The following is a 13,237-nucleotide window of genomic DNA, read 5'->3' on the forward strand; positions in this document are numbered from 1 at the left end:
CCACGCATTAGATTCTGCTAAAACGCAGAATCTAATTGCTCACAATGACATTGAAAATTCTTGAAATTACAACAACAATAGATTGCCACGCGCAACAAGTTGCGCTCGCAATGACAAAAAAATTTTAGTCATTGCCACGCGTTGCATTAAAATCGCAAAATCATAATAATCCAAACATAAAATCCCTAAGATTTTATCCCCAAAATGAGATGAGAAATATTTGCGCTATATCCTTTGATTTGGATTCCTTCAAACCCTAGTTTACCCAAATCATCTGCCAATTTTTGCGGGCTTACAAAGCTATCCATAGAATCTGGCAAATATTTATACGCTTCAAAATTGCGCGAAATAGCCCACCCGATAAAAGGCAAAATAATGCGCGTATAGATTCCTACTATTTTATCTAGCAAGCTAGGGTTTGGCTTTTTGAAAAAATCTAGCACCACTAGCACGCCATTAGGTTTTAGCACGCGAGCAAATTCGCCCAATGCCTTGTCGTATTCAAGCACATTTCGCAAACCATACGAAATGGATAGTATGTCTATGCTACCGCTTTTTAGCGTGCTTAAATCCTTTGCTTCGCCTATTTTGATTAGGATTTTGGTTTTTGAGGTTTTATCTAGTTTGTTTTTTATTTTGTTTTGAGCGATTTTTAGCATTTGTTTTGATGGGTCGATACCGATTAGAGAATCTAGCGCGATATTTGATTTTTTTGCCTCTTTGTGCCATTGCAGTAGCATATCGCCCGTGCCACAGGCGATGTCTGCTATCATAAGTCCGCTTTGTTTTTTGGGCGTGGATTTTTGCTCTTTTGGCATATTTTTGCTTGCGAAAGCCTGATATGCCCGCTTGCACGCATCGATTCGCCACGAAATATCTATGCCTAAAGATAGCAGATGATTTGCTCTGTCATAGTCCTTAGCGATTGAATCAAACATTGATATGATTTGCTTTTGTTTGGATAGATTTTGCGTAGTCGTTTTTTTGGTGCTAGATTTTTTTGTGGCAGTTTGTTTGGTGGTAGATTTTTTGGTGGGGGGATTTTTTTGCGCGCTTGCTTTTTTTGGGTTTTTTGGGGGGGTTTTTGTGGTGTTTTTTGATTTTGCATTGTTGCTAGATTTTATCTTGCGTGTGGCTTTTTTTGGCTCATTTGCGCTTAGAGCACTATCCAAACTCATAAGCGACAAAAAGTTAGAATCTGTTGCGTTTTTGATTAGCTTTGTATTTGGCATTTTGGGTGTTTTGGCTTTTTTGGGACTTGATTTTGTGCTTGTTTTCACGCTTGATTTTGCATTAGATTTTGCGCTAGATTTTGGGCTAGATTTCACGCGTGCTTTTGTGTTAGCTTTTGCATTAGATTTTGTGCGTGTTTTTGCATTGGATTTGGTGGAGGTTTTGGCTAGATTCATATTTGTCCTTTGTATTTGTATGTGTCTTTTTGGGCGTTTTTTAGCCACGATTTTAGCGTGGCGATTTGGGCTTGTGTCTGCGCTGGAGAGCTACCCCCTAGCGTGTCGCGTGAGTGCATAGAGCGCGTAAGCTCTAGCGTGTCTTTGACTTGTTTTATGTCCTTTATGTTGGTATTTTTTAGTAGATTTTCTAGCTCATTTTGGCTTAGCTCGCTTATATCTATGCCCTTAGATTCTGCGTAGGCTACGACATTTCCCGTGATATGATGCGCCTCTCTAAAAGCCACTCCGCACTCGCGCACCAAAAAATCCGCCAAATCCGTAGCACTCAAATGCCCCACCTTGCAAGCATTTGCCATTTTTTCCGTGTCAAATTCCGCGCTTTTTAACGCTTCTCGCAAAATCTTTAGACTTATTAGGGCATTATCCACGCTATCAAATACCGCTTCTTTGTCCTCTTGTGTGTCCTTGTTGTAGGCAAGGGGGAGGGATTTCATCACCACAAGCAAAGAGATTAGATTCCCATACGCTCGCCCGCTTTTGCCTCGCAGTAGCTCTGGGACATCGGGGTTTTTTTTCTGCGGCATTATCGAGCTTCCTGTGGCGTATTCATCGCTAAGCCTTAGCCACCCAAACTCCGCACTACTCCATAGCACCATTTCTTCGGCGATGCGTGAGATGTGCATACTAAGCATAGCGATAGCATATAGCAAATCTAGCGCGAAATCCCTATCACTCACAGAATCCATTGCATTTAGCGTAGGTGCGCCAAACCCTAGCTCTCTAGCCAAAAACTCTCTATCGTTTTTATATGGCGTGCCAGCCAATGCCCCACTGCCAAGAGGCATAAAATCCGCAGCTTTATACGCACTATCTAGCCTCTCTATATCGCGCTTTAGACTCGCTATCCACGCGACTATGTGAAATCCTAGATTTACCACTTGTGCGTGTTGCAAATGCGTCATACCCGCTAAAAGCGTGTGCGTGTGGCGTGAGGCTATCTCTAAAAGAGCGTTGATTAGGGCTAAAATCTCATCTTTTATCGCCCTATTTGCATCTAGCACAAACATTCTAAAATCTAGGGCTACTTGGTCGTTGCGTGAGCGGGCGGTGTGGAGCTTTTTGCCTACTTCACCGATTTGGCTTATGAGGGCTTTTTCGATACTCATATGAATATCCTCATCAGCGATTTCAAAGCAAAATCTACCCTGTGATATTTGTGTAGCGATAGATTCTAGCCCTTGCGTGATTTGCTCACACTCATCTTTGCTTAAAACACCGATTTTACAAAGCATTTTTGCGTGTGCTTTCGAGCCTAAAATATCATAACTCCAAAGCCTTTTATCAAACGAAATAGAGGCGTTAAACTCCTCCAAAAGCGCACTAGAATCAGCGCGAAAACGCCCACCCCATAGTTTTTGTTTGCTCATTTTACTTCTCCTACAAATCTTTATAAGTGTTGTTATCTCTCTTTGCAATTTTTATAATTTGGATTATAAAAAATCTATCTTTTTCCACAATGCCAATAATGCGATAATCCCCCAACCTCCACCGATAGCGATTATCGCTAAAACCTTGCAAATGCTTTGCGTTTGGTAGTTTGCAAGGGTTATCAGCATTACTTAAATCATCTTTTAGAAAATCAACGATTTTTATATAAACCTGCGGGAGCGACTTTGCTAATTTTTTTAAAAATTTCATAACCTTTTTATCAACAATGATTTGAGATTTTGGGCTTTTATGCGTCATTGTCATAATCCCTGTTGATTTCCTCTTGTAGCTCCTGTTTGATTTGTTTTAGCTCTTGTGGGCTAAATTGTTTTTCAACCTCTTTTTGCAATTCAATTAGCCCTGATTTTTCAAGCGACACAAAATCATATTTATTGTTTTTGGGCGTTTTTTTGATTTTGGATTTTAGATATTTGATAAGTTTGGCTTCTTGCTGTATTTTTAAGGAAAAATTCTGCACCCTTTTTTGTGCTTTTTGCAAAGATTTTGCGATTTCTTTTTTTGTCATATCCTCGTATTTTTCATAATCTATCGCCGTCATTGTTTGTCCTTTTTGCGTAGTAAGATATTGCGAAATTATTACATAAAAAACCTAAAATCAATCTATTAAAACTTAATAACCGCGCAAAGCACGATGACTATCATCAAAAGTGTGGGGATTTCATTAAAAACACGGAAAAATTTTCCGCTAAATTTGGCTTCATCTTTTTGCATTTTGCCTACCAAAATCCCGCAAACAATGTGATAGCAAAGTAGCAAAATCACAAATAATAATTTTATGTGAAACCAAATGCCACTTTTAAATAATTCAGGGGCTAAAAATATCATAAACACACCACTAAACACGCTAAAAAGCATAGCAGGACGCATAATATAGGCAAAAAGGCGGTATTCTTGGAGTTTCACCACCGAGACAAAATCTGTATTTGTGGCATTTTCTGCGTGATAGACAAAAAGTCTAGGCAGGTAAAAAAGACCCGCCATCCAGCAAATAATGCTAATAATATGCACCGCCTTTATCACGCTATAATATTCAATCAACGCTTGTTGCAATGCTTGATACGATTCTAGCATTTGTTCTCCTTTGTTGTTGTGTTGTGTTGTTTATCGCGTGTTTTGCTTATTTTTTTTAATGCCTGAAAATTTGTGGATTGCATTCTTGTTGATTGCATTCTTGTTGATTTCATTCTTTTGGATTGCTATATTTTGGATTGCCACGCGTTGCGTTGCAACGGTCGCAATGACGAAGTGGCGTTTTTGCCTGCAATGTCGGCGGTGGAATCCAAATAAACCCACCCCCTAGCCCCCTCCGCAAGGGAGGGGGGACAAGAAGTGCGCAAATCCGCAATGGAGGGGGAAATCCTGCCATTGAGAGAATTTGCATTGCCGTCATTGCGAGCAAATGCGTTAGCATTTGCGTGGCAATCTATTTTATTCGGTTTGTCAAAAGTGTGTTTTGCATTTTGTGGATATAGATTGCCACGCAAGTCTTGCGACTTGCTCGCAATGACGATTTGTTTGAGCTGTGGATTTTGCTTGCGCAACTGCGCCCACTCACGCTCACGCGCTGAATCGCTACTTCGTAGCTGTGGGCTTGTGCCACGCTCACTGCGTTCGCTCGCAATGACGGTTTGCTTGTGGGATTCAAAGCCCCCTCCCTTGCGGAGGGGGTTTTTGCTTCGGCTAACGCCTTGCAACCCGTTGGGTGGGGGTGGGTTTTTTATCATACCACCGAAATTTATCACACTGCCAACACTTGCCATACTACCGACTTTTATCATACCACCGACACTTGCCATACGAAGTTTTCGCAAAAAACCATAAAGATTCCAAACAATTTTACAAATCCCAAAATCCACCCCCTAGCGCATTTGTGAGCGCACAAAGGCTTCTACACCCTCGTGCAGTATAAGTAGCTCTATCTTGCCATTTAGCCACGCCTGCATTAGCAACTCCCTCAAATGCCAAAATCCATCTCCCCTTTTTATCGGCACTCTATCAATCCACAAAAGCTGGTCGCCCTCGCTTAAAAGCGATAGATTAAATGGCAATGGCGTTTTTATAGCGCGAATCACAAGATTTTCATCTAGCCACACGCCAAACCGCTCCAAAAATGTATCGCTAAGCAATCCCCCTCCCTGTCTATGCAAGACTTTGACTTCTAGGGTTTGGGGCTTGCCATAGCGCATTATAGACACTTTGGCGGTAGAATTTGGGCTTAGATTTGCCACTATCCATTCAAAATCCACGCTAGATTTTACACTCTCGCCATTTATGGATACAATCCTATCTTTTGGCAAAAATGGATTATTTGGGAAAAATATATCAACTTGCTCTACGATGATAGATTTTGGGGTTTTGGGAGTTGTGGCGTGGCTAGATTTTGGATTGGCAGGATTTTTTTGGGCTAGGTTTTGGGATTGGCTAGATTCGATGATGCGCACGCCTATGTCGCCATAGATTCCGCCCTTTTGCGACAAAAATCTATCAATCAGCACTTTTGGCACGAAATAATTATCATAGGCGTAAAATCCATAGATTTGAAAGCAAATATTGCTAATCACAGAATCTTTTGGCAATGCCTTAGAAAATCTAGCCAAATCAAAAATCCCCCCGCCAGAGCGCACCACCACGCCACCCACCGCAGAGCTATCATTTACCCCCGCTAGCGATAGTGAGTTTGCATAGCTATCTATGGGCTTTATGTTGTAGCTTAGGGGGGTTTTGCCAGAGAAAAGATATAGCCCCAAAAATATGTCTTTTTTGATGATTTTGGAAGAATGAATAGGCGTTTTTGAGTAAGCTAGCAAGTAGGGCTTACCCCCGTGCATAATCGAAAATACCCGCTTAGAATCAACCACAGAGCTAGCCTGTTTATAAAAATTTTGACACGCAGCATAGCTCATCGCATTTGCATTACTTGCTAAGCCAAGCAGGCAGATTGTGCACGCAAAAAGTCGCGATATAAGGCTTTTTGCGCGATATTTTGCGCTATTTTTTGTGCGATGTTTTACAAGACATTTTGCACGACATTTTACACGCGCAAAAAAAGCAAAATCCACAAAACGCACAAAATGTGCCAAGCAAAAAAAACGCGCAAAATCCACAAAACGCAAAGCCCACGCAAACCCCACACAAAGCACAAAATCCACTAAAAAAGCAAAATCCACGCAGACACGCTTCATCGCTCTGCGTTTCATCGTTTCGTGCTTCATCGCTTCGCTTCTTATCGCGCTATTTTTGCCGCCACTTTTATCGCCACTTGCCCCACATATCATTTTTTGTTTTCTCCGCGCCTATCTAGTTGCGTATGATTTTTATCCCACATTTCCTTATTCACACACCCTAGCTGTGCACCCATCTCACAAGCCCTCTCATAAAACTTCTTTGCCACTTCAAAGTTTTGCTCCACGCCATCGCCTTTGTCATATAGATTTCCTAGATTGTTGCACGCCATAGCGTCTTTGTAATCACACGCGATTTTATACAGCTCAAACGCCTTTGTCGCATTGCGATTTTCCTCATCATTGTCATAGAGATAGCCTAGATTGTAGCAGGCTTTTGAGCTTTTCATATCGCACGCTTTTTGGTAGTATGTGTAGGCTTTTTGCACATCTTTTAGTTTTGGTTCGTTTTCGTAGAGATAGCCTAGATTGTTGCACGCCACGAGGCTTTCCAAATCACACGCGATTTGATAATACTCCAACGCCTTTTGCGGACTTTTTCTTACCCCCAGCCCCTCATCATACATTAGCCCCATATTGTTGCAGGCTTCGCCGTGTTTGGCATTGCACGCGATTTGATATAGCCCAAACGCTTTTTTGAAATTCTGCTTTACGCTAAACCCCCTATCATACATCGTCCCTAGATTAAAGCAGCTTCTAGCCTCGCCTTGATTGCAAGCGGACTCATATAGCCCAAACGCCTTTGCGTAGTCCTGCTCCACTCCGCCATTTCCTTTTTCATAAAATGTCCCTAGAGAGCCACAGCTTTTTGGATTCCCCAAATCACAGGCTTCTTTGTAGTATTGCAGTGCCTTTGCGTAGTCCTCTTGCGCTCCCAAGTCCTTGCTACTATACAGCACACCTAGATTATGGCAGGCATTAGATTTTACTTTGTCATTTCCTTTTTCACACGCCATCGTGTAGTATGTCTGCGCGTGGGCAAAATCCCTGCCAAGCTCCAAAAAAGTCCCAAAATTATAGCACGCATCATACTGCCCCTTATCACAGCCTAGTTGAAAATTTTGCCGTGCCAAAGCGGGGTTATTTTGGGCTTGATATAGCAGTGCTAGAAACGAATACGCCTCCGCATCTCCTAGCTCAATAGCTTTTTTATAATACGCCACTGCCATATCCACATCGCCCTGTATTTCGTAGTTATGCGCCTTGCTAGCACAAGTATCTTTATCGCAGTCATCGACTATGATATTTGCATTTGCACATACACTTAGCGCGCCTAGCAGGGCTACTGATAGCCACTTTTTTAGCCCTGCTATTTTTGCCTTCATTTTTTCCGCCATTTTTGCCATTTTTGCCACTACGCAGGATTTTAGATGTTCGTTTGCCATTTTTGCCCTCATCTCGTTCATCTCTTTCACCTCTTTCATCTTTTTCATCGCCACTTCTCCCTATATTTTGGTATGAAACTTAAGATTTTTGCCCTTTTTGTCGCTAGATTTTGGCTACATTTTGCTTCCATTTGTTGTTTATTTGTTTTTCATTTGCTTTTATGGCACAGATAATGCTATGCCAAAATGCGAACTCAAAAAAAGCAAAATCTTTTAAGTTTCTTAACGCAAAATTATAGGGATTTTGTGGTTAGATTTTCATAAATTCCACAAAAGTTTTGCGAGTTTTTTGGAATTTTTTGGATTTTTGAGATTTTTTGTGTGAATTTTTGACTTTTTTTGCCGTTTTTTTTTTTTTGTTATTTCTTTATTTTCATTTAAGGTTTATTTATTTACAATACATTAACTTATTTGTGTAGCCCTGCGATTTACTATCAAAAGGCTAGAAAATAAGTGCATTTTGGTATAATCCTTAGCGATTTGCAATCCTTTTGCAATCCTAAGGAATAAACATTTCACATTAAGGAGTGAATATGAAAACCCTAAACACAAATGCTAAAAACTTAGCCAACGAAAAATCAATCGTCATTGTTCGCAATGACGGCAATGCAAAATCTTTCAATGACGCCAACCATTTCGTCATTGCGAGCAAGTCGCAAGACTTGCGTGGCACAAGCCCACAGCTACGAAGTAGCGATTCAGCGCGTAAGCGCGAGTGGGCGCAGTTGCGCAAGCAAAATCTACAATGTAATATAGACAAAATAGATTGCCACGCAAATGCTAACGCATTTGCTCGCAATGACATTGAAAATTCTTTCAATGACGCCAACCATTTCGTCATTGCGAGCGAACGAAGTGAGCGTGGCAATCTATATCCACAAAGCGCAAAACACGCTTTTGACAAACATAATAAAGTGGATTGCCACGATTCTACGCTACGCGCAGAATCTCGCAATGACGGCATTATTTCCCCCTCCCTTGCGGAGGGGGCTAGGGGGTGGGTTTCTTGTCATACTGAGCGTAGCGAAGTATCTCAAAATATCAATAAAAACAGAGATATTTCGGGCTTCGCCCTCAATATGACAAAGAAAAACAACAAGACAAAGGGGAATAATATGACAAAAAGTAGCAACCCGACAGATTCAATCGTCATTGCAAGCAATGACACCCACCCCCAAACCCCCTCCGCAAGGGAGGGGGTTTTAAGAGGTGTTGCCACTCTTGCAAGGGAGGGGGCTTATTTTGGATTGCCACGCGCAACAAGTTGCGCTCGCAATGACGCAAGAGTTTCCCCCTCCCTTGCGGAGGGGGCTAGGGGGTGGGTTTCTTTTGATTCCACCGCCGACATTGTGGATAAGGATTCTGCTTCCGTCATTGCGAGCGAACGAAGTGAGCGTGGCAATCTATCCGCTTGTCATACGACAAACATTCCGTCATTGCGAGCGTTGCAACGCAACGCGTGGCAATCCACAAAAGAATTTTGTCATACTGAGCGAAGCGAAGTATCTCAAAATACGAAAATAAATAGAGATATTTCGGGCTTCGCCCTCAATATGACAAAGAAAAAAAATAAGACAAAGAAAAACAACACGACAAAGGGGAATAATATGACAAAAAGTAGCAACCCGACAGATTCAATCGTCATTGCAAGCAATGACACCCACCCCCAAACCCCATCCGCAAGGGAGGGGGCTTATTTTGGATTGCCACGCGCAACAAGTTGCGCTCGCAATGACGGCAATGCAAAATCTCGCAAAGAAATTTTCGTCATTGCGAGCGAACGCAGTGAGCGTGGCAATCTACAATGTAATATAGACAAAGTGGATTGCCACGAATTTGCTAGCGCAAATTCTCGCAATGACAAAAAAGTGGATTACCACGCAAATGCTAACGCATTTGCTCGCAATGACGCAAGAGTTTCCCCCTCCCTTGCGGAGGGGGCTAGGGGGTGGGTAAATAAAACCACCAAGTCCAAAAAGCACCTAGCGATGTCCATAGCCGCAAGTGCGATTATCGCTAGCCTTAGCATAGATAGCCTAGTAGCAGGCTGTGGAGGGACAAACCAAGCAAACCATAGCACAGTTAATTGCTCAGGCAATATGAGTCTAGGCGACCTGTGGAATCCATATCGCTCCATCGGTAGCACTACTTACAATATCAGCAACCTCACAGCGACTGATAACAGACCTAAGACTTTGTCATTTCAGCCATATCCATATTCTCCCGCAGGCGGTGGTAGCAACTATCTAAATATCAACAACACCAACGCAAGCAATTCTAACTTGACCGTATCTTTTGACACGGGGAACTACAGCCAAGTAAGCGTAGGAAACACAAGGCTAGGTAGCCTAACTGTGGAAGGCAATAGAAGCTCCAATAACATAAACATACAAAATGGCTCAAATATCGGCACGCTAGATATAAAATCTAGCAACCAAACCACAAATATATCTAGCTCCACTGTCGGCACGCTAAATGCAAATAGCTGGGTAGGCACGCTAAATGTAAATAGTGGCAATGTCAGCACGCTAAACAACAATAACAACATAGGCACGCTAAGTGTCAATAATAGCTCGGTGTCTAGTATCAACAATAATGGTGGCATAAGCAATCTAAACTTGCAAAATCGCGCAAGAGTAACCAACCTAACCAACAATGCCAACAAAACCATCTCAAATCTAACTATCACAAATAGTTCGATAACAGGCAAGCTAGACAACAAAGGCACGATAAATAACCTAAATGCCACAAATAGCTCCATAAGAGACCTCACAAATAGCGGGGCAATCAATACGCTAAACCTAAATAGTTCCTCGATAAGTAGCCTAACAAATACCAAAACAATAGGCACTCTAACGCTAAATAGCGGTAGCAGTATATCCACGCTTACAAATAATAATAGTGGCAATATATCAAGCCTAAGCATCAATAGTGGCGCAAGCATAGGCACTCTAAGAGTAACAGGAGGTAGCATATCTACCCTAGCACTAGATGGAGGAAGTCTTAATAACTTAGATTTGAAAGCTAATATTGGCAGTATGTCTGTGTCATCTAGCTCAACTTTTAGAGGTTTTAGCAGTGATTCTAATGGGACGATAGACACGCTCACACTAGGAAGTAGGGCGAATAATACAGGGCTAGCTCCAGCTCTAGGCACGACTGATTTTTCTAAACTCACACTAAATAAGTTAGTGTTAGATGGGCTAGAATTATCATTACCCGCAACGCTAGATAATGGCAAAAGCGGTGAAGTCATACTGCTAAAACAAGGTGCTAGCACTACCATAGAAGCAAAAAGAGCGGCTATCACTGTAAGCACAGGTGCTGCAACAGCAGGAAAACTATATAAATATACAGACTTTATACGCACAAATGACGGTAGCAATGGCAGTAGCACCGCATACACTTCTGGTGGAAAATTAACAGTGTCTAATTTTAAAGCTGGATCTGGCTTTAGGCTAAATGCAAACTACGAAGGATTCTACCTAGAAGTCGATGCGAGCAATACCTATAGTGCGGGGGTATATCGTGCTTTGGCTCTAGCAAATATGCGCCGAAATACGATGGTGCAAAATATCCTAGATACGATGACGACAAAGACATTTCGCAGTGATAAATTTTATAACCAAGAAGTAGAACTGCGACTTTTGCAATACGAGATGAGCAGGATAACCAATCGTAGCTCTAAATTTAACAAACTAAAACGCAAAAATGAGAAAAAGCTAGATAAAGTGCGCGAAAAAATGGCAAGGCTGACTTTGGAGCAAAGCAAAGGGCAAGACATAGACAAAGGCTACAACAACTTCGAGCTACTTGACCAGCTAGATGTGGCGTTTATCCCTTATAGTGGCAAGAGGGATTGGAGGCTTTTCGCCCTGCCCTATGCTAGCCACACTTATGGCTACCTAGCGAGCAATCAAGTGGTAGAATACGCAGTGGGTGGAATATTTGGCGTGCAAAGAAACCTGCGCAAAAACGGAATCTTTGGCGGATATATCGGCTATGAGTTTGGCAACAACGACACACAGCTAGCAGGAAGAAACGCTAATATTTTAAATAATAGCTTAAATGGCGGGATAAATTATTTTAAAACCTTTAGCATAGCTAGGAAAGTCGCAGAGGGCTTTCTCAAAGTCAATGTGCGCGGTGGGGTGGATTTCCCTACGATGAGTATCGCTGATAGTGCCGCTGAAAACATAAGGCTAAGAAGCAACTCAAAGCTATCTAGCGAAGTGCTAATGTATAATGTGGGTGCTGAAATCAAAGGTGGAGTTACTTTTTATCAATTTAGGCGAAATAGCTACATAGCCCCTGAAATCGGGCTAAGCTATGATATGCTATCTACATTTGATAACAAACTGCTAAAAACTCATTATTTTCTAACCACAGGAATCAATGATGAGTTTTATGATGGCTTTATGTGGCATCTGCCTCAAGTGAGTCTAGGCGTGCGCTACTACAAAGTGGTGGGCAATAAATTTCGCTTCAACACTAAAATCGGAGCGAAATATAACTTCCTAAATAGGCAAAAATTTAGTGCTACGCTAAAAGAGCACAAATCTGGCTCTCAAGAGCTTGACTACCTCCCCCAAACAGCCTCCGCGACCTCTGAAATCGCTTTGCCAAAAGTGTATGGGAATCTAGCTTTTGACTTTATATGGAATGTAAAGAAAAACCACGAAATAAGTCTAGGCTATGATGGACTATTCTTTTTTAGTAGCTTTGCCAAAGACAAAAACATAGGCGGACCTACGCAGGATTGGTTTAATGGCGTAACTACGACGGTAAATCTAAAATACGCTTATTGGTTTGGGGGCACAGACTACAAAACCGACAAAGACGGAAATGTAGTCGGTAGCAACAAAGCCAAAAAATCCACCCAAAAATCTAAGTCCAACAAATCAAAGAAAAAGAAAGAAAAGAAATCTAAGAAAAAGGTTTATTACATTGACGGGTAAACCTTTTTCCCCCTCCCTTGCAGTGTTTTTGCCTTTTGCCCCCCTTGCCGATGGGCACGCTTTTCCCCCTCCCTTGCGGAGGGGGATTAAGGGGGAGGGTAAATCCGTCATTGCGAGAATCTGCGACTTTGTTAAAAGTTGCAGATTCGTGGCAATCTATAAAAGAATTTTGTCATACTGAGCGTAGCGAAGTATCTCAAAGCATTTATTTGTCATTGCAAGCGGATTTTATACAAAATCCGCGTGGCAATCCAAAAACCACACCGTCATTGCGAGAATCTGCGACTTTGTTAAAAATTGCAGATTCGTGGCAATCCACAATGCGATACAGAAACAATAGATTGCCACGCAGTTTAGATTCTAAAGAATCCAAACTGCTCGCAATGACAGCAATGCAAATTCTATCAATGGCATTATTTCCCCCTCCCTTTGCGGAGGGGGCTAGGGGGTGGGTTTCTTTAGATTCCACCGCCGTCATTGTAGGCAAGGATTCTGCTTCCGTCATTGCGAGCGTTGCAACGCAACGCGTGGCAATCCATTATTTGTCATTGTGATGATTTTCAATGTCATTGCGAGAATCTGCGACTTTGTCAAAAGTTGCAGATTCGTGGCAATCCACAAAAGAATTTTGTCATACTGAGCGTAGCGAAGTATCTCAAAGCATTTATTCGTCATTGCGAGCGAACGCAGTGAGCGTGGCAATCTATTTATTAGTTTTATCAAAATAGTGTTTTTTGGTATTTTTTAACGATAGATTGCCACGATTCTAGCCTTTTTAACAAAAGCCTAAA

General features: G+C 41.9%; 11 protein-coding genes. 3 read left to right on the forward strand and 8 right to left on the reverse strand.

Translation table 11 applies throughout. The features are described from left to right. Positions 1-185 precede the first annotated feature (185 nt). The 8 genes from ubiE to ACWIUO_RS06325 all read right to left on the reverse strand — a co-directional run bounded on the left by ubiE (position 186) and on the right by ACWIUO_RS06325 (position 7,536). Positions 186-1,409 (reverse strand): bifunctional demethylmenaquinone methyltransferase/2-methoxy-6-polyprenyl-1,4-benzoquinol methylase UbiE, encoded by a 1,224-nt coding sequence (ubiE, locus tag ACWIUO_RS06290; RefSeq protein WP_454177058.1) that lies wholly within the window; start codon positions 1,407-1,409, stop codon positions 186-188. Further along, the gene (gene argH, locus ACWIUO_RS06295; protein WP_454177059.1) at positions 1,406-2,839 is read right to left on the reverse strand and encodes an argininosuccinate lyase; all 1,434 of its coding nucleotides are present in this window, start codon (positions 2,837-2,839) and stop codon (positions 1,406-1,408) included. Before argH ends, ubiE begins: the two co-directional genes overlap by 4 nt. A 10-nt stretch (positions 2,840-2,849) precedes the next feature. Continuing rightward, positions 2,850-3,158 (reverse strand): type II toxin-antitoxin system RelE family toxin, encoded by a 309-nt coding sequence (locus ACWIUO_RS06300; protein ID WP_454177060.1) that lies wholly within the window; start codon positions 3,156-3,158, stop codon positions 2,850-2,852. Continuing rightward, positions 3,148-3,459: a hypothetical protein gene (locus ACWIUO_RS06305; RefSeq protein WP_454177061.1), complete on the reverse strand. Its 312-nt coding sequence runs from the start codon at positions 3,457-3,459 to the stop codon at positions 3,148-3,150. The genes ACWIUO_RS06300 and ACWIUO_RS06305 overlap by 11 nt, the downstream gene beginning before the upstream one ends. A gap of 65 nt (positions 3,460-3,524) precedes the next feature. Next, positions 3,525-3,992 carry a protoporphyrinogen oxidase HemJ gene (hemJ, locus tag ACWIUO_RS06310; RefSeq protein WP_454177062.1) on the reverse strand — a complete coding sequence of 156 codons (468 nt, stop codon included), beginning with the start codon at positions 3,990-3,992 and terminating at the stop codon, positions 3,525-3,527. A 125-nt stretch (positions 3,993-4,117) separates the two neighbouring features. Continuing rightward, a complete protein-coding gene (locus ACWIUO_RS06315; RefSeq protein ID WP_454177063.1) occupies positions 4,118-4,777 on the reverse strand; it encodes a hypothetical protein in 660 nt (219 codons plus the stop codon). A 3-nt stretch (positions 4,778-4,780) separates the two neighbouring features. Then, entirely contained in the window at positions 4,781-6,196 is a 1,416-nt protein-coding gene (locus ACWIUO_RS06320) for a DUF7488 domain-containing protein (RefSeq protein ID WP_454177064.1), read from the reverse strand. Further along, on the reverse strand, positions 6,193-7,536 hold the full coding sequence (locus tag ACWIUO_RS06325) for a hypothetical protein (protein WP_454177065.1): 1,344 nt from the start codon (positions 7,534-7,536) through the stop codon (positions 6,193-6,195). The genes ACWIUO_RS06320 and ACWIUO_RS06325 overlap by 4 nt, the downstream gene beginning before the upstream one ends. Before the next feature lie 485 nt (positions 7,537-8,021). Between ACWIUO_RS06325 and ACWIUO_RS06330 the strand changes: the two genes are divergently transcribed. Genes ACWIUO_RS06330 through ACWIUO_RS06340 form a run of 3 tightly spaced genes read left to right on the forward strand, consistent with a single transcriptional unit; the run spans position 8,022 to position 13,174 of the window. After that, a complete protein-coding gene (locus ACWIUO_RS06330; protein WP_454177066.1) occupies positions 8,022-12,446 on the forward strand; it encodes a hypothetical protein in 4,425 nt (1,474 codons plus the stop codon). 50 nt (positions 12,447-12,496) lie between these two features. Further along, entirely contained in the window at positions 12,497-13,000 is a 504-nt protein-coding gene (locus tag ACWIUO_RS06335; protein ID WP_454177067.1) for a hypothetical protein, read from the forward strand. 9 nt (positions 13,001-13,009) lie between these two features. Further along, the gene (locus ACWIUO_RS06340) at positions 13,010-13,174 is read left to right on the forward strand and encodes a hypothetical protein (RefSeq protein WP_454177068.1); all 165 of its coding nucleotides are present in this window, start codon (positions 13,010-13,012) and stop codon (positions 13,172-13,174) included. The last annotated feature ends 63 nt before the right edge of the window (positions 13,175-13,237 follow it).

It is taken from the genome of Helicobacter sp. T3_23-1056 (assembly GCF_053654535.1).